Annotated in this window: 13 protein-coding genes, 3 tRNA genes and 3 rRNA genes; 3 read left to right on the forward strand and 16 right to left on the reverse strand. The window is 60.8% G+C overall.

All coding sequences use genetic code 11. The annotated features are described in order from the left end of the window. Positions 1–2: 2 nt before the first annotated feature. The 7 genes from BMW66_RS07730 to BMW66_RS07760 all read right to left on the reverse strand — a co-directional run bounded on the left by BMW66_RS07730 (position 3) and on the right by BMW66_RS07760 (position 6,334). Positions 3–79: transfer RNA gene (locus tag BMW66_RS07730), tRNA-Met, on the reverse strand. 41 nt (positions 80–120) lie between these two features. Continuing rightward, positions 121–235: ribosomal RNA gene (gene rrf, locus BMW66_RS07735) — 5S ribosomal RNA — on the reverse strand. Between the two features lie 87 nt (positions 236–322). Beyond that, a 23S ribosomal RNA gene (locus tag BMW66_RS07740) occupies positions 323–3,168 on the reverse strand. A 372-nt stretch (positions 3,169–3,540) separates the two neighbouring features. Next, a tRNA-Ala gene (locus BMW66_RS07745) sits at positions 3,541–3,616 on the reverse strand. A gap of 24 nt (positions 3,617–3,640) precedes the next feature. Then, a tRNA-Ile gene (locus BMW66_RS07750) sits at positions 3,641–3,717 on the reverse strand. A gap of 141 nt (positions 3,718–3,858) precedes the next feature. Then, a 16S ribosomal RNA gene (locus BMW66_RS07755) occupies positions 3,859–5,324 on the reverse strand. The 16S, 23S and 5S rRNA genes sit together here with 3 tRNA genes alongside, the layout of an rRNA operon. 629 nt (positions 5,325–5,953) lie before the next feature. Further along, positions 5,954–6,334, reverse strand: coding sequence for a DUF3307 domain-containing protein (locus BMW66_RS07760; protein ID WP_093117163.1), 381 nt, complete (start codon positions 6,332–6,334; stop codon positions 5,954–5,956). Between the two features lie 217 nt (positions 6,335–6,551). Here BMW66_RS07760 and BMW66_RS07765 point away from each other — a divergent pair, with 217 nt between their 5' ends. Next, positions 6,552–9,569, forward strand: coding sequence for an ABC transporter transmembrane domain-containing protein (locus tag BMW66_RS07765; RefSeq protein WP_093117165.1), 3,018 nt, complete (start codon positions 6,552–6,554; stop codon positions 9,567–9,569). A 182-nt stretch (positions 9,570–9,751) separates the two neighbouring features. Here the strand turns inward: BMW66_RS07765 and BMW66_RS07770 are convergent, their stop codons facing one another. Next, positions 9,752–10,033 (reverse strand): DUF1467 family protein, encoded by a 282-nt coding sequence (locus BMW66_RS07770; protein ID WP_093117167.1) that lies wholly within the window; start codon positions 10,031–10,033, stop codon positions 9,752–9,754. Positions 10,034–10,086: 53 nt separating this feature from the next. Beyond that, a complete protein-coding gene (gene mce, locus BMW66_RS07775) occupies positions 10,087–10,491 on the reverse strand; it encodes a methylmalonyl-CoA epimerase (RefSeq protein WP_093117169.1) in 405 nt (134 codons plus the stop codon). Between the two features lie 168 nt (positions 10,492–10,659). On the opposite strand from mce, the gene BMW66_RS07780 reads away from it, so the two are divergent. Further along, entirely contained in the window at positions 10,660–11,376 is a 717-nt protein-coding gene (locus BMW66_RS07780) for a response regulator (protein ID WP_093117171.1), read from the forward strand. Between the two features lie 17 nt (positions 11,377–11,393). Here the strand turns inward: BMW66_RS07780 and BMW66_RS07785 are convergent, their stop codons facing one another. From BMW66_RS07785 to aspS, 5 genes are all read right to left on the reverse strand, one after another. Then, entirely contained in the window at positions 11,394–12,644 is a 1,251-nt protein-coding gene (locus tag BMW66_RS07785; protein ID WP_093117173.1) for a DUF1501 domain-containing protein, read from the reverse strand. Beyond that, complete coding sequence (locus BMW66_RS07790) at positions 12,637–14,034, reverse strand: DUF1800 domain-containing protein (RefSeq protein ID WP_093117175.1); 1,398 nt, start codon at positions 14,032–14,034, stop codon at positions 12,637–12,639. The genes BMW66_RS07785 and BMW66_RS07790 overlap by 8 nt, the downstream gene beginning before the upstream one ends. 113 nt (positions 14,035–14,147) lie before the next feature. Next, positions 14,148–15,134 (reverse strand): cyclodeaminase, encoded by a 987-nt coding sequence (locus tag BMW66_RS07795; RefSeq protein ID WP_093117177.1) that lies wholly within the window; start codon positions 15,132–15,134, stop codon positions 14,148–14,150. Beyond that, positions 15,124–16,137, reverse strand: a complete 1,014-nt coding sequence (gene eutB / locus BMW66_RS07800; RefSeq protein ID WP_093117179.1) for a hydroxyectoine utilization dehydratase EutB — start codon at positions 16,135–16,137, stop codon at positions 15,124–15,126. Before eutB ends, BMW66_RS07795 begins: the two co-directional genes overlap by 11 nt. Positions 16,138–16,242: 105 nt before the next feature. Further along, positions 16,243–18,021 carry an aspartate--tRNA ligase gene (aspS, locus tag BMW66_RS07805; RefSeq protein WP_093117181.1) on the reverse strand — a complete coding sequence of 593 codons (1,779 nt, stop codon included), beginning with the start codon at positions 18,019–18,021 and terminating at the stop codon, positions 16,243–16,245. A 225-nt stretch (positions 18,022–18,246) separates the two neighbouring features. Between aspS and BMW66_RS07810 the strand changes: the two genes are divergently transcribed. After that, positions 18,247–19,458 (forward strand): SAM-dependent methyltransferase, encoded by a 1,212-nt coding sequence (locus tag BMW66_RS07810; RefSeq protein WP_342741856.1) that lies wholly within the window; start codon positions 18,247–18,249, stop codon positions 19,456–19,458. A gap of 64 nt (positions 19,459–19,522) precedes the next feature. Here the strand turns inward: BMW66_RS07810 and BMW66_RS07815 are convergent, their stop codons facing one another. Then, the gene (locus tag BMW66_RS07815; RefSeq protein WP_093117183.1) at positions 19,523–20,161 is read right to left on the reverse strand and encodes an aminotransferase class IV family protein; all 639 of its coding nucleotides are present in this window, start codon (positions 20,159–20,161) and stop codon (positions 19,523–19,525) included. After that, positions 20,116–21,237, reverse strand: coding sequence for an aminodeoxychorismate synthase component I (locus BMW66_RS07820; protein ID WP_093117185.1), 1,122 nt, complete (start codon positions 21,235–21,237; stop codon positions 20,116–20,118). The genes BMW66_RS07815 and BMW66_RS07820 overlap by 46 nt, the downstream gene beginning before the upstream one ends. Between the last annotated feature and the right edge of the window lie 147 nt (positions 21,238–21,384).

The raw sequence follows: 21,384 nt of genomic DNA on the forward strand, positions 1-21,384 counted from the left end.
TTTGGTTGCGGGGGTAGGATTTGAACCTACGACCTTCAGGTTATGAGCCTGACGAGCTACCGGGCTGCTCCACCCCGCGTCAGGGTGTTTTGTGAAGAGAGAAACGGGGGGCTTTTCTAGGTTTGGCGGCGACCTACTCTCCCACGTCTTGAGACGCAGTACCATCGGCGCTACGGCACTTAACGACCGGGTTCGGAATGGGACCGGGTGTTTTGCTCGTGCTATGACCACCAAACCGAGGAAAGCCCCCGTTGATTTTTGTCCAAGTCAGTCACTTTTGATGTATGGCTTCTGGATCCGGTATGTCTGTCTTTTACTGGATCAAATCAAGCCTATCGGGCCATTAGTACCGGTCAACTGAACGCATTGCTGCGCTTACATCTCCGGCCTATCGACGTGGTGGTCTACCACGGCCCTCAGGGATACCTTGTTTTGAGGGGGGCTTCCCGCTTAGATGCCTTCAGCGGTTATCCTTTCCGATCATAGCTACCCTGCACTGCGGCTGGCGCCACAACAGGTCCACCAGTGGATCGTTCACCCCGGTCCTCTCGTACTAGGGGCAACTCCTCTCAAGTATCCTACACCCACGGCAGATAGGGACCGAACTGTCTCACGACGTTCTAAACCCAGCTCACGTACCTCTTTAAACGGCGAACAGCCGTACCCTTGGGACCTGCTCCAGCCCCAGGATGAGATGAGCCGACATCGAGGTGCCAAACACTGCCGTCGATATGGACTCTTGGGCAGTATCAGCCTGTTATCCCCGGCGTACCTTTTATCCGTTGAGCGATGGCCCTTCCACTCGGGACCACCGGATCACTATGGCCGTCTTTCGACTCTGCTCGACTTGTCAGTCTCGCAGTCAGGCTGGCTTCTGCCATTGCACTCAACGAGCGATTTCCGACCGCTCTGAGCCAACCTTCGCGCGCCTCCGTTACGCTTTAGGAGGCGACCGCCCCAGTCAAACTACCCGCCACGCAGGGTCCCGGATCCGGATAACGGACCGCGGTTAGACATCAAGAGTGCGAAGGGTGGTATCTCAAGGGAGGCTCCACGGGAACTAGCGTTCCCGTTTCAAAGCCTACCACCTATCCTGCACATCACAATCCTGATGCCAGTGCGAAGCTGTAGTAAAGGTGCACGGGGTCTTTCCGTCTAACCGCGGGAAGCCTGCATCTTGACAGGCAATTCAATTTCGCTGAGTCGATGTTGGAGACAGCGGGGAAGTCGTTACGCCATTCGTGCAGGTCGGAACTTACCCGACAAGGAATTTCGCTACCTTAGGACCGTTATAGTTACGGCCGCCGTTTACCTGGGCTTCAATTCGGAGCTCTCACCCCTCCTTTTAACCTTCAGGCACCGGGCAGGCGTCAGACCCTATACGTCGTCTTGCGACTTCGCAGAGCCCTGTGTTTTTAGTAAACAGTCGCCACCCCCTGGTTTGTGCCCCCGGCCAACACTTGCGTGCAAACCGGGCCTCCTTCTCGCGAACTTACGGAGGTATTTTGCCGAGTTCCTTCAACATCGTTCTCTCAAGCGCCTTGGTATTCTCTACCAGTCCACCTGTGTCGGTTTAGGGTACGGTCTGATGGAGGGCTATTTCCAGGAACCGCTCAGCGGCCCGCCCAATCCGATAAGGGCGAACAACATCCGCGATCCGTCACATCCTCCTGGCCGGGGAATATTAACCCCGTTCCCATCGTCTACGCATTTCTGCCTCGACTTAGGGGCCGGCTTACCCTGCTCAGATTAGCTTTAAGCAGGAACCCTTGGACTTTCGGCGAGAGTGTCTCTCACACTCTTTGTCGCTACTCATGTCATCATTCTCACTGGTGATCTCTCCACCGGATGGCTCACGCCCCGGCTTCACAGAAAGCTCCCGTGCCTCCATTACGTAGGGTGGGTTTGATCCCACCGTCCGCAAAAGAGGCATGGAGCTATGTCACACCACGCTCTGCTACCATGCACTATGTGCATCCTAAGCTTCGGCTCATGGCTTGAGCCCCGTTACATCTTCGCCGCAGGACAACTTGTTTAGACCAGTGAGCTGTTACGCTATCTTTAAAGGATGGCTGCTTCTAAGCCAACCTCCTGGTTGTTTTGGTCGTCCCACCTGCTTTCCCACTTAGCCATGAATTGGGGGCCTTAGCTGTAGGTCAGGGTTGTTTCCCTCTCGACTACGGACGTTAGCATTCGCAGTCTGTCTGCCACCCAGTACTCCCCGGTATTCGGAGTTTGGTTAGGATCAGTAAGCCTGTGGGGCCCCATTACCCATCCAGTGCTCTACCCCCGGGGGTATTCGGATGACGCTCTACCTAAATAGATTTCGCAGAGAACCAGCTATCTCCGAGTTTGATTGGCCTTTCACCCCTAGGCACAACTCATCCCGACCTTTTTCAACAGGTGTGGGTTCGGACCTCCAGCAAGTGTTACCTTGCCTTCATCCTGGTCATGCCTAGATCACTCGGTTTCGGGTCTGATCCCACGAACTCATGCGCCCTATTAAGACTCGCTTTCGCTGCGCCTACACCTAACGGCTTAAGCTTGCTCGTGAGACCAAGTCGATGACCCATTATACAAAAGGTACGCCGTCAGGGCTCAAGGCCCCTCCGACTGATTGTAGGCGTCCGGTTTCAGGTACTGTTTCACTCCCCTCGTCGGGGTGCTTTTCACCTTTCCCTCACGGTACTGGTTCGCTATCGGTCAGTAAGGAGTACTTAGCCTTCGAGGGTGGTCCCCCGATCTTCAGACAGGATTTCACGTGTCCCGCCCTACTTAATGCGTCCCATTGAGCTTCGAATACGGGGCTGTCACCCGCTATGGCCATGCTTTCCAGCATGTTCTTCTCACTCTCAAGGCTCGGCTGGTCCCCGTTCGCTCGCCGCTACTGAGGGAGTATCAATTGATTTCCTTTCCTCCGGGTACTTAGATGTTTCAGTTCCCCGGGTTCGCTCTTAAAACCCTATGTATTCAGGTCTCAAGTACCTGTTTCAGCCCGTTATAAGCAGCCCGAGGGCTATTATAACAAACTGTCAGGTGGGTTGCCCCATTCGGAGATCCTGGGATCAAAGCCTATTCTCGGCTCCCCCAAGCTTATCGCAGAGTATCACGTCCTTCATCGCCTCTTACTGCCTAGGCATCCACCAAACGCCCTTTTCGCGCTTGATTTGATCCAGAAAGAGACAGACACAAACTCATGCCTGTCGTGATCTTGCAGCTGGTCAGCATCAAGATCCTGTTTCCGAACCAAAAGTCATACTTTTCCCGCCCGCTTCATGTCGGTGAAGCGGACAATGAGCAACCTTGCGGCTGCTCGGGTTAGTGTACTTGACTTGGACAACACTGCCTGTTTCGGCCAGGATATGACGACAACACCCAAGGAATGCATGTTGCGCGCCACCGGCCCCGAAGGGCACCGGCAGAGATCGTCACCCACTCGTGACGACCGACAGTGTCGTAATGTTTCTCTCTTCACGATGTTAAATCCGTCCGATTGGACGGCCAAACACTCGAAAGCGCTTGGCGGTCGAATCGTGGGGTTGGTGGAGCCTACCGGGATCGAACCGGTGACCTCCTGAATGCAAATCAGGCGCTCTCCCAGCTGAGCTAAGGCCCCCACTGGCTCCCTCGCGGGAAGTCATGGTGGGTCGAGGAGGACTTGAACCTCCGACCTCACGCTTATCAGGCGTGCGCTCTAACCACCTGAGCTACCGACCCATAGTAACGGGCGGTAGCCCGCATGTCTGATACTGAAGAGATATGAGGACGGCCTGGTCCTGAGTTTGACCAACTTTGTTTGTTGATCTTTGCTAAGTGATCGACGTGAATGGCAAGCCATCCAGCTACGATCATCCTTAGAAAGGAGGTGATCCAGCCGCAGGTTCCCCTACGGCTACCTTGTTACGACTTCACCCCAGTCGCTGATCCTACCGTGGTCCGCTGCCCCCTCCGAAGAGGTTAGCGCACGGCCGTCGGGTAGAACCAACTCCCATGGTGTGACGGGCGGTGTGTACAAGGCCCGGGAACGTATTCACCGTGGCATGCTGTTCCACGATTACTAGCGATTCCGACTTCATGCCGTCGAGTTGCAGACGACAATCCGAACTGAGACAGTTTTTGGGGATTAACCCATTGTCACTGCCATTGTAGCACGTGTGTAGCCCAACCCGTAAGGGCCATGAGGACTTGACGTCATCCACACCTTCCTCCCGCTTATCACGGGCAGTTTCCCTAGAGTGCCCAGCCGAACTGCTGGCAACTAAGGATGTGGGTTGCGCTCGTTGCCGGACTTAACCGAACATCTCACGACACGAGCTGACGACAGCCATGCAGCACCTGTCACTCGGTCTCTTACGAGAAAACCGGATCTCTCCGGCGGTCCGAGGATGTCAAGGGTTGGTAAGGTTCTGCGCGTTGCTTCGAATTAAACCACATGCTCCACCGCTTGTGCGGGCCCCCGTCAATTCCTTTGAGTTTTAATCTTGCGACCGTACTCCCCAGGCGGAATGCTTAATCCGTTAGGTGTGTCACCGAATTGCATGCAACCCGACGACTGGCATTCATCGTTTACGGTGTGGACTACCAGGGTATCTAATCCTGTTTGCTCCCCACACTTTCGCACCTCAGCGTCAGTATCGAGCCAGTGAGCCGCCTTCGCCACTGGTGTTCCTCCGAATATCTACGAATTTCACCTCTACACTCGGAATTCCACTCACCTCTCTCGAACTCAAGACTGGGAGTTTTGGAGGCAGTTCCGGGGTTGAGCCCCGGGATTTCACCCCCAACTTTCCAATCCGCCTACGTGCGCTTTACGCCCAGTAATTCCGAACAACGCTAACCCCCTCCGTATTACCGCGGCTGCTGGCACGGAGTTAGCCGGGGTTTCTTTACCTGCTACCGTCATTATCTTCACAGGCGAAAGAGCTTTACGATCCTAAGACCTTCATCACTCACGCGGCATGGCTAGATCAGGCTTGCGCCCATTGTCTAAGATTCCCCACTGCTGCCTCCCGTAGGAGTCTGGGCCGTGTCTCAGTCCCAGTGTGGCTGATCATCCTCTAAAACCAGCTATAGATCGTAGGCTTGGTAGGCCATTACCCCACCAACTACCTAATCTAACGCGGGCCGATCCTTCTCCGATAAATCTTTCCCCCGAAGGGCGTATGCGGTATTACTCACCGTTTCCAGTGGCTATTCCGCAGAAAAGGGTACGTTCCCACGCGTTACTCACCCGTCCGCCGCTAAGTCCGAAGACTTCGCTCGACTTGCATGTGTTAAGCCTGCCGCCAGCGTTCGTTCTGAGCCAGGATCAAACTCTCAAGTTGAAACGCCCTCGCGGGCGTATCCATGACGTTCGAACCTCTGCACATCGCACCGAGTGGCTAAACCCGGTGCACTCTTCTGTCTGATGCACATCGTCTCCAAAAGAAACGAAGTCCGTCAAACAGTGAAGCTGTTCAATCTCATCATCGGGGCAAAACCCCTAGAGACCCGATATGCAAACGTCCGTCCATCGAAATGAACCAAACCGCCCACATATCTCTTCAGTCATACATCAATGTCAAAAAGCGCAGAGACAAAATCAACCGGAAGCGCCCCAAATCAAACGGCGCAACCCGTATCACCTGCCTCTAAAGTCCTCAACCAGGTCCGCGCCGCCTTGCAGCACCGCGGCCCAGCCGCCCCAACCGCGCCTCTGCGCCGCCGGTGAAGGGGGTTCTAAGGTTACTCACCCAAACCCGCAAGCGGTTTTTTGAAGGTTTTGCGAAAAACCAACTAAGCATCTGATCTCGCACATATTTTACGAGGCTGAAAACCGCCGGGCATCGGTATTCCGCCGTGAACGCCCGCCGGAAACGGCGCGATTGCGCGACTCAGTGCCGGAAATGGCCGATTCCCGAGGCTGAAACGCGCCATCCGGGCCGAGTCGCAGCCCGTTTCCGCGTCCTTTCATTCAGAAGGTCAGCCACGCCCATATCATCGCGATATACGTGAGCTGGTGCAGCGCCTGATCCAGCCCCGTCGCCCGCCAGTAGCCCCCATGTTCCGGGGTCAGCCCGTTGGCCGCCGTGTGCCGCCCCTTCCAGTAGTCGATGTGATAATGCGCGATCGCCTCGCCCACCACGATGATCACCATCGCCCGAAGCGACGCCCCCATCGCAGCGAACACCATGACCGTCCCCAGCGCATGCACCGCCACATGCTGCGCGCGGCCCACATGCAGATAGATATCGCGCCCCGAAAGCATGGTGCGTGTCTGAAGGAAGAAATCCGCAAACATGTGCTTGATTTGCAAAAGCAGCATCAGAAGAAGGATGGTCAACGGCGCATGCATGTCCGGTGGTCCTCCTCGGGGATACGCGGAACCGGGTGTTTGAATGTAGCCTAGCGGCAAGCCGTGCGCGGCGCAATCTCTCCCGTCGCGCTGAAAACACGTCCAGAATCCCGTTGCCTGCGCGTTGCGCAGGCTGCTAGCATCCGCCGAGGTCGGCCGCGGAAACCCGGTCGTGGTCACGGGGCATTGCCGGGGGGGCGGACCCATAGAACGGTCTTTGTTTTCCTTCATCTGGAAATACTCGAAACGGGATCAGCTTCTTCTGCTGCTGCTCACCGCCTTTCTGTTTCCTCTGCTCTATCTCACGCTGGAACTGCCCAAGCGGATCATCAACGACGCCATCGGCGCAGGGCAAAGCACGGTGAACGTGCTTGGCGTCGAGATGAGCCAGGTCGGCTTTCTCGTCCTGCTCTGTTTCGCGTTCCTCGCCTCGGTGCTGGCGCATGGCCTGACCAAGATGCGCATCAACACGATGAAAGGCATCCTTGCCGAACGCATGCTGCGCCGTTTTCGCTACACGCTGATCTCCCGCATCCTGCGGTTTCCGCAGCCCTATCTGCAACGCACCTCGCAGGGGGAGTTGGTATCGATGGTCACCGCGGAGGCCGAGCCGATGGGCGGCATGATGGGCGACGCCATCTCGCAGCCGGTGCTTCAGGCCGGGCAGATGCTCACCATTCTCGGCTTTCTGTTTGCGCAAAGCGTCTGGTTCGGGCTGGCCTCGGTGGCGCTCATCCCGCTTCAGGCGTGGATCATTCCGCGACTGCAACGCCAGATCAATCGCCACAACAAGGAGCGCATCCGCGAAGTGCGCGCGCTGGCCGGTGAGATCGGCGAAAGCGCTCAGGGCGCGGCCACGCTGCGAACGCATGGCGGCTGGCGCTACCGGCAGGCGGTGATCACGCACCGTCTGGGGACATTGTTCGACATCCGGCTGGTGATCTACACCAAGAAGTTCTTCATGAAGTTTCTCAACAACTTCATTTCGCAGCTTACCCCCTTCGTCTTCTTTCTCGCCGGCGGCTATCTGGTGATCCAGGGGAATGTCTCGATCGGCGCGCTGGTGGCGGCGCTGTCGGCCTACAAGGATCTCTCCGCCCCGTGGAAGGAACTGCTGACCTACTACAATCAGGTGCAGGAACTGTCACAGCGGTGGGAATTGATCACGGAACGGTTCGCCCCTGCGGGCATGGTCGATGAATCCCTCTTCGAGGGCGAGCCGGAAGAGATCCCGCATCTGCGCGGCGACATAGAACTGCGCGATGTCAGCGTGCGCGACAGCGATGGCACCACCGTGCTGGACGATATCGACGTCACCCTTCAGGGCGGAGGCATGATCGCCGTCACCTCCCCCGACGAAGAGGACCGCCATACGCTGACCGCGCTTCTGACCCGCGAACTGATGCCAAGCTCCGGCAAACTCGTGATCGCGGGGCATGACCTCGGCACCCTGCACCAGCGCGTGATTGCCGCGCGGATCGGCGTCGCCGAACGGCGGCCTTATGTCTTCGACGGCACTCTGGGCGAGAATGCGATGATGGCGCTGCGCGCCGTGCCGCACGGCACCGCCGGGATACCCGAAGGCGAAGAGACGGACGCCGCCCATCGCATCCACGAATCCGAACGCTCGGGCAATTCAGCCGATCCGATTTACGCCAGCTGGCTTTCGCCCGCTGCCGCAGGGCTGAACGATACGGAGGAGTTGCTCGACTGGTGGCTGGCGCTCATGGATGCCGCCGGCTCGGGCAATGAGCTTTACAGTCGCGGCCTCGATCAGTGCTTTTCACCCGACGATCACCCCGAACTGGCCAAGGAGCTGGTCTCGCTGAGGCCAAAGGTGGCGGAGGCCCTGCGCGAGGCGGGGCTGGATAACTGCTATCATCCCTTCGATCCCGATCGCTACAACCCCGCCCTTCCGGTGGCCGATAACCTGTTTTTTGCCACGCGGCGCTGCAACGGTGCCGAACAGGATCTCACTGCGGCGAGCGGGCTGCTCGCCGTGTTGCGCGACACCGGCCTTGCCCCGGGTATGCTCAAGCTGAGCCAGGAAGTGATCGATATGCTGAACCAGACTTTCGGCACGGACGGCACCGACCATCCGCTGTTTCAGCGTCTCGGCCTCGATCCCGATACCTACCGTCAAAGCGTCGATCTGGTGAAGAAAAGCCGTGACAGCGGGCTTGACGCGCTGTCAGATGAGGAACAGGCGCTGATCCTGTCGCTGCCGCTGGAAATTTCCGCCGAACAGATCGGCCCGGCGTTCACCGATGAAATGAAGGATCTGATCCTTGAGTTGCGCCAGTCCCGCGATGGCCGGCTCGACCCGCCGATGTCCGAGATCTTCGCGCCCCTCTCCGAGGACCGCTTCGCCGAGGGGCTGAGCGTTCTGGAAAACGCCGTCTTCGGCAAGCTGTCGAGCGCCTCCTCCGCGCGCACCGGCCAGTTGCGCGAGGTGGTGGCCGGCGTTCTGGCAGAGGCGGGGCTGCGCCGGCAGGTGGCCGAGTTGCTCTATGCAATTCACACGGGCATGGGCGGCGCGGCGCTGCCATCGGTCTTTGCCGTGCCGCTGGCGCTGACCCGTGCGGCAATCAAGCGGCCCGACATCCTCATTCTCGACGGTCTTCTGTCAGGTCACGACACCGAGGCGCGTGTTTCTGTGTGCGAGCGACTGCGCGAGCTTCTGCCCGACACCACCCTGATCGTGATGGAGGAAACGCTCGACGTGGGCGGCACATTCGATCAGCACATCGAACTCGAACATGGCCGCATCCGGGACGGCGAAGGCGTGGCGGAAGGCGAAGAGGATAACGCCGCAGCCGCCGACCTTGCCCGCAAGATGCGCGCGCTCTCGGGGACCGAACTGTTCTCCGGCCTGCCGCGCAAACAGGTGCGCCTTCTGGCCTTCGGCGCCAAATGGTTCGAGGCGGAAGAGGGCGACGTGATCTTCCGCAAGGGCGATGCGGGCACCGACGGCGCCTATCTCATCCTTGAGGGAGAGGCCGGGATATACCTGCCGGTGGAAGACGGGCCCGACAAGCTCATCACCACCGCCGGGCCGGGCAAGCTGGTGGGCGAGCTGGCGCTGATCCGCAAGGTGCCCCGCGCGCTCGACATGCGCGCCCACACCCCGCTACGGGCGCTGCGCCTTGGCGAAAGCGAATTTCTCGCCGTGGTCGAGAACGACGCCGCCACCGCCTACAAGATCCTTCAGGTCGTCGCGGGGTATCTCGGCTGACCGCGCCCCGCTTCAGGACCGGGTCCGAGAGAGTGTTAACGACACACCGGCTCCACGCAACGCGCGCAACCTTAAACGGGGTCAGACGGGACGACAGCACCGACGCAATACCGACAAAATACCGACGTTTTACCGAAAAGGGGTTTTGGCCTGACTTCAGAGGGTTAAACCTGATTCGGGGTTTACTGCCTTGCGACGGGCGGCAGACGGCTCGTCCAGTCGAAATCCGACACCGAAATCGGACCGTAGGAAATCATCCAGAACAGGAACACCCAGATCACCGCCGACACGGCGGTTGTCACCTTCGCCTTGAAGCGAAGATTGTGATGCTCGGGCGCCCCGGCATGCGTGCCCGGCACCACCTCGCCCATATCCCCTTGGGTTTTCAGGCGGATGGGAATGGCCACAAGCAGGGTCATGAACCAGATCACGGCATAAAGCACGATCGCGGATGTGATGGACATGAGGCGCGTTCTCCTTGCAGCGCAGGCCGGATGGCCCGCAAGTCAGCCCGGTATCAGACCTGTTCCAGTTCCACCAGACAGCCGTTGAAGTCCTTGGGGTGCAGAAACAGGACCGGCTTGCCATGCGCCCCGATCTTCGGCTCCCCGTCGCCCAGAACCCGCGCCCCCGTCTGCTTGAGGTGATCGCGCGCGGCAACGATATCTTCCACCTCATAGCAGATATGGTGGATTCCCCCCGCCGGATTCTTTTCCAGAAACCCCTTGATGGGCGAGGAATCGCCCAGCGGATACAGCAACTCGATTTTGGTATTCGGCAGTTCGATGAAGATGACGGTCACCCCGTGATCCGGCTCATCCTGCGGCGGACCCACCGTCGCACCCAACGCTGTGCGGTATTGCGCCGCCGCAGCCTCCAGATCCGGAACGGCGATGGCGACATGGTTCAAACGTCCGATCATGGGCAGCGCCCCCTTGTTTTCATGACTGCTTTGGCCTTGCGCCCTTATGGGCAAAGCCCGCGCCCCTGACAAGAGACACCCCGCCGCAGCCCGCGGCAAACGCAGTTTAACCATCTGTTAGGCATGGCGCGCTACCGTCGCTCCACTGGCTTTACGAAAGGGGGCACCATGACCGATCCGATCCTCTATTCCAACCCGCAGGCCCCGACCGCCGCGCGGCCGCTTCTGGGGCTGACTGTTCTGGTGGTGGAAGACAGCCGTTTCGCCTGCGAGGCGCTGCGCCTGATGTGTCTGCGCAGCGGTGCGCGCATCCGGCGCGCCGATTGCCTGCGTTCCGCCCGGCGCCACCTTCAGGTCTACCGCCCTTCGGTTGTCATTATCGACCTCGGCCTGCCCGACGGTTCAGGCGCGGATCTGATCGATGAATTGTCCCACGCCACGCCGCGGGTGGAGGTAATTCTCGGCATGTCCGGAGATGATTTCTCCGAGCCTGTCGCCATTGCGGCAGGGGCGGACGGGTTTCTTGGCAAACCTCTGAAATCCCTCGCATCTTTTCAAGAAGCGATCCTCATACATTTGCCACACGACCGCCGCCCCAGCGGCCCCCGTATTGTCTCGCAGGAAGACATCCGGCCCGACCCTATCGCCTACAGGGACGACATGGCCCATCTGGCCGACGTGCTTGGGGACAGCGATGACAGTGCGGTGGTCGACTATGTCGCCCAATTCGCCACCAGCGTCGCCCGAAGCGCTGGGGACGCGCCTCTGGAAGCGGCCGGAAGCGCACTCCGGACAGCCCGGCGGCAGGGCCAACCCGCCCAATCGGCACTCGCGCATATCGCGGGGATCGTGCAGTCCCGCCTCACCGATTCTGTCGCGATCTGAACTGGCGGCAAAACGGCCTAGCGCAAAATCCCTTGCGCCGAGCCCATGTCGAGGCCGGGAAACACCTCCCGTTCGAGCCGTTCCTGCGACAATCCGAAGCTCTCGCGCAGTATCCATGCCGTCCAGCTCCGTACGTCCGAGGTCGGCATCAAGTCGCGGCGGGCGTGGAGATCGCCCTCCGCCAGCCCCGGCCAGTGGCCCAGGACCCGCCCTCCGCGCAGCGCACCCCCGGCAAGGATCATCGTGCCTCCGGTGCCGTGATCTGTGCCACCCGTGCCATTGATGCGGGCTGTCCGGCCGAACTCGGTCATGGCGATGACCGTGGTCTTGCCCCAGACGTTCGGACCCAACCCATCGCGCAGACCGTTCAGAACCTGCGACAACTGCCGCAACGGACGGCGCAGAGATTGCGCCTGATTGGAATGACTGTCCCACCCCGACAGCGAGAACGCCGCCACCCGCGTTTCCTCGCGCAGCTTGCGCGCCGTAAATTCCGCAATCCTCAGATGCGCCTGCCCCGGCTTGCCACTTGTTGCCGCCTGCATATCCCCCGTCATCGCAGTCATCGCCGCACCAGGTGCATCAGAGTCGGCGATCACGCCACTTCCATCGCTATCCGCAAGCAAAACCGCCTGCGCCATCGCCTCCGCCATCGCCGGATCGTCGCGCAGAGTTGCCTCCAGAAGCCGCAGTCCCTGCGCGCTCAGCGTAATGTCGAGATCGGGCCACCAGCCGGACACCGGCGCCGCGCCCGCCATCAGCAACATTTCTTCCCGCCCTATGGCATAGGCGGTCTCGGCCACTGCGCCGGGCACCTCCGCCAGCATCCGGTTGAGCCAGCCATCCCGCCCGACACTCGAACCAAGCGCCGCTGTCCCGGCCTCCAGCAAATCCTGTCCGTCGAAATGGCTGCGCTTGTCACGATAGGGAGTCGATGTGGCATGAACGAAGGCAAGCTCCTGCGCCTGCCAAAGCGGTTCGAGATCGGCCAGATCGGGATGCAGCTCGAAAAATCCGTCAAGCGGCACTCCCCCTTCGGACAAACCCGGACGCAACCCGGCGAATTCCGAATCTCCCACCGGCCGGCAAATGTCGAGTCCATCCATCCCGCCGCGCAGGATAATCGCAACCAGCCGGTTGTCCCATGGCGCCGACGCGAAGCTCAGTGGCGTAAGAAGCGGGCTGGCCGCCGCCGAACAGCCAAGCGCCCCCGCCCGCCACAGAACCTGCCGCCGTGTCAGACCATTGCCCATAGCGCTCTCATCCATGTCTCTGAAAGGCAGGGGAAATGAGGACAAGCCCCACGCCCTCCCACCGTGTTTCTGATGCCCCTGCGGCGCGGCGCACCGTTTCCGGAGCCTCGGACCCCAGAGCATGTTCGACGAAATCCCGCGGATCGGGCAAACGCGGCAGCATCAGCCGCGGCGCCGCCATTGCCCATTGCAACCGGGCGGCCATGCCTTGCGGTGTGATCCAATGGGAATCGGCTTCAGCCCAACCATCGGGGCCTTCGGGCTCTTGCCACGGTTGCCCCATCACCTCCATCGGTGCGATCAATCTCTGATGAAAGCCCCGCCTGTCCATCCGCCGAAGATGGGCCTGACCGACGCCGAGCGCACGCAGGCCAGAGGTGACAAAGGCCAGCGGCTGCTTCACGTTGCCCGGCCCATCTCGCCGCCATGCCGCCGGATGCGACAGCATTGCCTCATACACCTGTATCAAGTCGCCCTCGGTTTCGGAGAACCGAGCCGCCATCGCAGCGACAAGCGCCGGGTCCGGCTGGTCCGCAACAAAATGCACCGCAAGCTTTCGGGCGATGTGCCGCGCGGTCGCCGGGTGCCGCACAAGATCATCCAGCACAGCGCGAATATCAGACAACGCCGGCTCCGGCCCGCCATATCGTTTGCCCAGTACCGTCGCTTGCCCTGGCTCTGCAAGCTTCGGATGAAAGCGAAAGCCTTGCTCGGCCGTGAAACGCAAGCCTGTCAAAAGCTCTGCCAGAGCGCGCACATCGTTCTGACCATAGGAGCCATCCACGCCCAACGTGTGAAGCTCCAGCAACTCGCGCGCAAGATTTTCGTTGAGCCCGGCCTGAGGCTTTCGCTGCGCAATCGCGCTGTTCGGTCCAAACGATCGATTCTGATCGAGATAGTGAAGCATCAGCGGGCTTGTCACCACGGCGTAGAGCATTTCGCCAAAGCGCCCCGATACATGCGGGCGAATACTCTCTTCGACGTAGAGCGCCTGCGCCTCGCGCAGCAATGGTGCCTTGCCCCTTGCCGTGAAGTGATCGCCCCAGAACTGCACCAGCCGTTCGCGAAACCCGTCGTGCGTCTCGCAGCGGCGCAAGACAGTCTGCCGCGCCCAATCGGTTTGTGCGCGGCGCACCTCTCTCACCATGGAGCGCAATGCGTCTTGCGCATCGCGCACCGCAGCCGCATCCCCATCTCGGCGCGCAGCCTTGCGAGCCTTGCGCGCCTCCTGAAACGCTGCAAACCTTGGCAGAAATTCGGAAAACTCCGGTATAGGAAAGCGGGCGCCCATTTCATCCTCGCCAGCCAGCCGCGACACCATTTCTTCAACGCCTCGAGGGGGCGCTATGACCGCCGAAAGGCCACAGCCAAAGCGGGTATCGGCAAGGGTCGGATCGAAGGCCACTCCTGCACCTGCATGATATGAACAGCCCCTTTTGGACCGCCTTGTGAAGATAGGCCGTAAAAGGCCGTCCGCAATCCCCCGGCGCCTTCCTTGTCGGAGGATTTGCCGTCGATTCAGACTTCTATGATGGTTCCGGCAGAATCCAGCCGAGAAAACACATGCGTGGCGATGGCGGTGTCCTGTGCCCCGGTGCCGGTCAGATCGCAGATCGTGATTGCCTGTGGATCGATCCGTCCCTGTGATGTGCCGGCGATCACCTCGCCAAGCTCGGCCGGGCGCCCGCCAGTCCAGTGACCGGACGCCAGCGCCGCCTCAAGCTCGCCTGACGTTTCGCATTGGCTGACCCGGTCGCAGATATAGGCATCGGCTGCGAAAAGGGCGGCGGGATCAATCTCGTTCTTGCCCGGCTGATCGGACCCCATCGCGGTGATATGAAGCCCGGGATGCAGCCAATCGGCCCGGAGCACCGGCTCACGTGCGGCAGTGGTGGTCACGACGAGCGTGCTCTCACGGACCAGCGCCTCGGCATCTGGCGCCACCTGCACCTCGATGCCGAGCGCCTGCCGCAAATCGTCGGCGCAGGCTTTGGCCTTTTCCCCATCGCGTCCCCAGACGAGCAACCGCTCGAACGGTCGCACCAGATGCGCGGCCTGCGCCTGAAGCCGCGCCTGCACCCCCGTGCCGATCACACCGGCGGTCCGAACGGTCTCAGGCGCAAGATGGCGTGCGGCCACGGCACCGGCCGCCGCGGTTCGCACATCGGTAAGGTATCCGTTGTCGAGGAACACCGCCTGAACCAACCCGGTCTTCGCGGAAAACAGGATCATCAACCCGTTGAGCGACGGCAACCCGAGCGTGGGGTTGTCGAAAAACCCCGGGCTGACCTTGATCGCAAAACCATCGAAACCGGGGATATAGGCGGTTTTGACATCGACCTCGCCATTGGCCTCTTTCAACTCCATCGACAGGATCGGCGGCATCACCACTGTCCCGCTTGCCAGCGCGGTAAAGGCTGCCTCAATCACATCCACGGTCTCTAGGTCGAGCGTGACCACGTCGCGCAGTTCCGCCTCGGTCACGATGCGAATATCATGGCTCATAAGCACGTCCTTTCACGGTGTAATCCCCAAGCTCGATATCCTGTCCGGTCACAACGCGGGTGAACATCTCCATGTCGAGATTGCGACCCGTCACGATGGTGCCAACCGGCCCCTCCGGCGTTGTCTTTCCAGAAAGACAGGCTGCGAGACCGACAACACAGGCGCCTTCCGCGACGATCCGATCCTCGTAGTAGAGCACCTGCATCGCATGATAGATTTCCTCCTCGCTCACCAGCACCGTCTCGTCGAGCAGATCGCGGCACAGCGCGAACGAGAGCCGGTTCGCCATCCCGATCCCGCCGCCAAGAGAGTCAGCAAGGCTTGCCACTTCTTCCACTTCGACCGGATGGCCCGCATCGATCGAGGCTTTCATCGCGGCGCCCCGATCCATGCTCACACCGACCATTCGAATACCGGGTTTGATCGCTTTGGCGGCCACGGCAATCCCGGCGGCCAGACCCCCGCCCGACAGCGGCACGAGAATCATCGACAGATCGGGCCGTGCGGCCAGCATCTCCAGCCCGATGGTGCCCTGCCCCGCGATCACCCGGGCATCGTCGAAGGGCGGAATATCCACCAACCCCTCCTCGGCCACAAGCCGCAGGCTTTCGGCCTGCGCTTCATCCTGGCTGCGCCCGTGAATGTGCACTTCCGCCCCAAGTGCGCGGATACCGTCGATCTTGGCTTGCGGGACAAGTTCCGACATGCAGATCACCGCCCTCATCCCGCGTTCACGCGCCGCATATGCCACGCCGCGCCCGTGGTTGCCGGTCGAACAGCATGTCACGCCCGCCGTGCCCTCTGGCAGCGCCTGCACGGCGTTGAGTGCCCCGCGCAGCTTGAACGCGCCGATGGGTTGCATGTTCTCCAGTTTGAGCAGGAAATCATGCCCCGTCCGCTCGCTCATGAACGGCGAGGGCACGAACGGCGTGGCATCGGCCACCCCGGCAATCGCGCGGCGCGCGGCAAGGATATCGGCAAGGGTCAGAAGGCAATCCGTCATGCGCCCAGTCTGCAACGACAAAGGGCACGGGACAACCCGACAGGATCATCCCATGCCCTCTTCTGTCTCACTGCAGAGCGCCGCCCGCTGGCAGGCGAAACGTGTTCAGTCGTCCTGCGGGATCACCCGCAAACCCAGCTCCATCAGCTGATCGGAGGACGGCTCCGACGGCGCGTTCATCATCAGATCTTCGGCCCTCTGGTTCATCGGGAACATCATGACCTCGCGGATGTTCGATTCACTGGCAAGCAGCATCACGATCCGATCAATGCCGGCAGCACAGCCCCCGTGCGGGGGCGCGCCGAACTTGAAGGCATTGACCATCCCACCAAAGCGGCGGTCAACCTCTTCGGCCGGGTAGCCCGCGATCTCGAATGCCTTGTACATGGTGTCGAGCTTGTGGTTCCGGATCGCCCCCGACACCAGTTCATAGCCGTTGCAGGCCAGGTCATACTGATAGCCGACCACATCGAGCGGATCGCCTTCGAGCGCGGCCATGCCCCCCTGCGGCATCGAGAACGGGTTGTGGTCGAAATCCAGTTGCCCGGTCTCCTCGTCCCTCTGGTAGATCGGGAAATCCACGATCCAGGCGAACGCGAACCGGTTCGTTTCGGTCAGGCTAAGCTCTTCACCGATCACGGTGCGCGCACGGCCCGCGACCGCCTCAAACGTCTTGGGCTTACCGCCAAGGAAGAAGGCCGCGTCGCCCTTACCAAGGCCTAGCTGCTGGCGGATCGCCTCCGTGCGCTCCGGCCCGATATTCTTGGCCAGCGGCCCGGCGGCTTCTAGGCCATCCGCACCATCACGCCAGAAGATATATCCCATCCCCGGCAGGCCCTCTTTCTGGGCAAAGGCGTTCATCCGGTCGCAGAACTTGCGGCTGCCACCACCGGGCGCAGGAATGGCGCGGATTTCGGTGCCCTCCTGCTCCAGCAGCTTGGCGAAGATGGCAAAGCCAGAGCCGCGGAAATGCTCGCTCACCACCTGCATCCTGATCGGGTTGCGCAGGTCCGGTTTGTCGGTGCCATACCAGAGCGCGGCGTCCTTGTAGGAGATCTGCGGCCAGTGTTTGTCCACCTTCGCGCCGTCCGCGAATTCCTCGAACACGCCTTCCAGGACCGGCTGGATCGTGTCGAAGACATCCTGCTGCGTGACAAAGCTCATTTCCATGTCAAGCTGATAGAAATCGGTGGGCGAGCGGTCGGCGCGCGGATCTTCATCCCGGAAACACGGCGCAATCTGGAAATACTTGTCAAAGCCCGACACCATGATCAGCTGTTTGAACTGCTGTGGGGCCTGCGGCAGGGCATAGAACTTGCCCGGATGAAGGCGGCTCGGCACGAGAAAGTCGCGTGCGCCCTCAGGTGATGACGCCGTGATGATCGGTGTCTGATACTCGCGGAACCCCTTGTCCCACATCCGCCGGCGCATGGAGGCGACCACGTCCGAACGCAATGTCATGTTGCGTTGCATCACCTCGCGCCGCAGGTCGAGGTAGCGATAGCGCAGGCGCGTTTCCTCGGGGTATTCCTGATCGCCGAACACCATGAGCGGAAGTTCCTGCGCCGCGCCCAACACCTCCATATCCCGTATGTAAACCTCGATTTCCCCGGTTGGCAGCTTGGGGTTGATCAGGCTTTCGTCCCGGGCCTTCACCTCTCCGTCGATACGGATGCACCATTCACTGCGCAGCTGGTCCACCTCTGCAAATACGGGGCTGTCGGAATCGCAAAGCACCTGCGTCACGCCATAGTGGTCACGCAGATCAACGAACAGCACACCGCCGTGATCGCGCACCCGATGAACCCAACCCGCCAGGCGGACGGTCTGCCCCACGTTGGCCTTTGTCAGGTCGGCACAGGTATGGCTACGATAAGCGTGCATGGCTTGGCCTTTCATCGGCAATCTTGGTTGATTATTGGCGAAACTGGTTCGCGCCGATACACCTTCCCCCGGGCCGGAAGTCAAGCCCGCTGCACCGCACAACCGCGATATTCCATCCATCGGGCCGAATTTCCCCGCGCCGCGGATCTGCGCGCAAATCTGGACAAAAGTATAAATTTATTGAAAACTCTTGCATGTGGGGCCGCAGTGGCCCGAACGGACGCAATGACCATCATCCGGGGGGTGGATATGTGGACAGCCCTTTTCAAGCGCCTTGTTGGCCGGATCGTGACCAAAGGGGATCTCCATGTGAGCTTGCCCGATGGCACCGAAATGCAGTTCGGAGATGGCACCGGCGCGCCCATTCATGTCACGCTGAGTGATCCCGCCCTGCTCCGCCGGTTCGTGCTGAATCCCGAGCTTGCCGCAGGTGAGGCATATATGGACGGCACGTTGACCATCGCACAGGACGATCTGCACGGTTTTCTGACGCTTGCGATCACCAACATGGATATGGGCGTAGGTCATGGCGCTGAACGCTGGATTGGTCCACTCATGAAAAACCTTCACCAGTTCAATCCGGTAAGTCGCGCACGCCGCAATGTGGCGCATCACTATGATCTCTCCGGTGAGCTTTACGATATCTTTCTCGACAACGACCGGCAGTATTCCTGCGCCTACTTTCGCCATCCTGACATGACGCTGGAAGAAGCGCAGGAGGCCAAGAAGGCGCATATCGCAAAGAAACTCTGCCTGGAGCCGGGTATGCGTGTTCTTGATATCGGATGTGGCTGGGGCGGCATGGCTCTCACGCTGGCGCAGGACTTCGGCGCCCGCGTCACCGGGGTGACCCTGTCGGAAGAGCAGCAGAGACTCGCGTCCGAGCGTGTCGCCAAGGTCGGACTTACTGATCGTGTCGATATCCGGCTTCAGGATTACCGCGCGCTGACCGAACGCTTTGACCGTATCGTGTCGGTGGGCATGTTCGAGCATGTGGGTGTGCCGCATTATCGTGAGTATTTCTCGCATGTCCACGACCTGCTCAACCCTGACGGGGTGGCCCTTATCCACACGATCGGACGCTCCGCTCCTCCAGCGCGGACCAGCCCGTGGATCAACAAATATATCTTTCCCGGCGGATACATTCCCTCCATGTCTGAGATGACCCGCGCCGTGGAACGAGAAGGCCTCTGGATGACCGATATCGAAATCTGGAGACTGCACTACGCTGAAACGCTGAAAAACTGGTATGAACGTTTCATGGCGCAGATCGACAAGGCGCGCGCGCTTTATGATGAGCGTTTCTGCCGCATGTGGCGCTTCTACCTGGTAGCCAGCGAACTGACGTTCCGCCACGCGAAACAATGCGTCTTTCAGGTGCAGCTCGCCCGACGTCAGGACGCCGTGCCCCTGACGCGCGATTACATCACCGCCTGATCCAAGGGAACGGACGCAAGGCCGACGAAGAGAGATCCGTGTGTGCAACACGCATCCCTTCGGATCACACCAGAAGTCGCGCCGCAATACGCCCGCGCAGCGAATTTCCCACCTCGATCCGCACCGCCCGGCGCAAATCCTCCGGAACCAGAACCGCTTCGCGCACCTCGCTTTGCTGCAACAGTATCTCCCGCAGAATACCGGGCAGGCATCCGCTCGTGACCGGCGGGGTCAGGACGTCACCCGCCCGCGTGGTCACGAACAAAGTGCTGATCGTGCCCTCGCAAAGCTCTCCGCGCTCATTGAGAAACAACATCTCGTCTACCCCGTCGGGCATCGCGGCCCGCGCCGCATCATAGACCGCGCGCCGCGTCGTCTTGTGCCTCAGCCACGGATCGTCTGACGACAGCCTCGCCAGCGCCATCCCGATCCGCCAGAACGGCACCGGCGCCCCAAGCGGCGCGGAGGTAAAAGCAAACCCCTCCACCCCGAGTGTCAGCCGGCAGCGAAGGGGCAGACTTCCATCCGCGCGCATCACCGCGCGCGCTTCCGCTTCATCGAAGCAGAAACCCAACACCTTCGCAGACCGCCCCATCCGGTCCAGGTGACGGTTGAGATGACGGAACCCCTCGCCAGGATGCCAGCCGAAGGTCTCGATCAGGCGTGTTCCGTCCGAAACGCCGCCGCAAATCGCGCTTTCCATAGCGCCTCCTCGTATTCGCTCTTCGCCGTGCTGTCCCAGACCACCCCGCCGCCGACATTCAGCATCACGTGCCCGTCCTCATGCGTCAGTGTCCGGATTGCCACGTTGAACTCGGATCGGCCGTCCGGTGCCGCCCAGCCAATGGTGCCGCAGTAGATCCCGCGCGCAGAGGGCTCAAGCTCCCGAATGACCTCCATAGCGCGCAGCTTTGGCGCGCCGGTGATCGACCCGCACGGGAAAAGCGCACGAAATATGTCTCCCAGCGTCGCGCCAGCGGCCAGCCGCGCCCGCACACGCGATACCATCTGATGCACCGTGGTATAGGTCTCAACCTCGAACAGATCCGGCACCTCAACAGAACCAGGCGCCGCCACGCGGCTGATATCGTTGCGCAGCAGGTCCACGATCATCAGGTTTTCCGCGCGGTTCTTGGGATCAGCGGCCAGAAACGAGCGCTGTGCGGCGTCTTCCTCCGGATCGGCGCTGCGCGGCTGTGTCCCTTTCATCGGGCGGGTTTCAATCGTCCCCCCCGCATCCGTGCGAAAGAAAAGCTCCGGCGAGCGGCTTAGAAGATCGGGCAGCCCCGTCTGCCGCACCAGCACGCCATGCCCGACCGACTGCCGTGCTCTCAACGCCGCATAAAGCGCCTCTGCTCCGCCCTCGGCCTTTGCAGCCATCGGAAACGTCAGATTCGCCTGATATATGTCGCCCGCCCCGATCAAGGCGTGCACCCGATCAAATGCGATGCCGTAGTCCCGACGTTTCCAGCGCGGACACGGTTCGGACAGTGCGGCCGGCCCGGCCAAGGGCATTCCCATTTCCGGCCGCTCATATACCCCGAAACAGAGGAGGGGCAGTTGGCGCCCCTCCGGCATCAGCCCTGCAAGCCGCGACTCCAGCGCATAGCCAAGCTCGTAGGTCGCATACCCCGCCAACCAGTTGCCCCCGGCGCGTGCGCGCTCCATGGCATCCAACGCGGCGGGCACCTCTGCCGCATCCCGGGCCAGAATCAGACCGCCGGGCTCGCGAAATTCCGTGTCCGCCCCTGCGGGGCCCTGATCGAACCTGATCTGCACGTGGCGCTCCCTCGTCTGCCACGTCCCCTATACTGGGACATACGCTATAAAACAGGGGCGAAAGCGGCATCTGGGAACGGATTCCCGATCCCCCTTGCACCGCGCCGCCTGACCACTATAACCCACGAGAATTTGCGCGCCCGGACG

Origin of the sequence: Salinihabitans flavidus (genome assembly GCF_900110425.1) — a bacterium.
Classification (GTDB): Bacteria; Pseudomonadota; Alphaproteobacteria; order Rhodobacterales; family Rhodobacteraceae; genus Salinihabitans; species Salinihabitans flavidus.

Bases quoted from the DNA above. Each gene is read 5' to 3' on its own strand.
- BMW66_RS07760 (WP_093117163.1), bottom strand. From the start codon at position 6,334: ATGCATGCGCCGTTGACCATCCTTCTTCTGATGCTGCTTTTGCAAATC.
- BMW66_RS07770 (WP_093117167.1), bottom strand. From the start codon at position 10,033: ATGTCCATCACATCCGCGATCGTGCTTTATGCCGTGATCTGGTTCATG.
- mce (WP_093117169.1), bottom strand. From the start codon at position 10,491: ATGATCGGACGTTTGAACCATGTCGCCATCGCCGTTCCGGATCTGGAG.
- BMW66_RS07780 (WP_093117171.1), top strand. From the start codon at position 10,660: ATGACCGATCCGATCCTCTATTCCAACCCGCAGGCCCCGACCGCCGCG.
- BMW66_RS07785 (WP_093117173.1), bottom strand. From the start codon at position 12,644: ATGGATGAGAGCGCTATGGGCAATGGTCTGACACGGCGGCAGGTTCTG.
- BMW66_RS07795 (WP_093117177.1), bottom strand. From the start codon at position 15,134: ATGAGCCATGATATTCGCATCGTGACCGAGGCGGAACTGCGCGACGTG.
- eutB (WP_093117179.1), bottom strand. From the start codon at position 16,137: ATGACGGATTGCCTTCTGACCCTTGCCGATATCCTTGCCGCGCGCCGC.
- aspS (WP_093117181.1), bottom strand. From the start codon at position 18,021: ATGCACGCTTATCGTAGCCATACCTGTGCCGACCTGACAAAGGCCAAC.
- BMW66_RS07810 (WP_342741856.1), top strand. From the start codon at position 18,247: ATGACCATCATCCGGGGGGTGGATATGTGGACAGCCCTTTTCAAGCGC.
- BMW66_RS07815 (WP_093117183.1), bottom strand. From the start codon at position 20,161: ATGGAAAGCGCGATTTGCGGCGGCGTTTCGGACGGAACACGCCTGATC.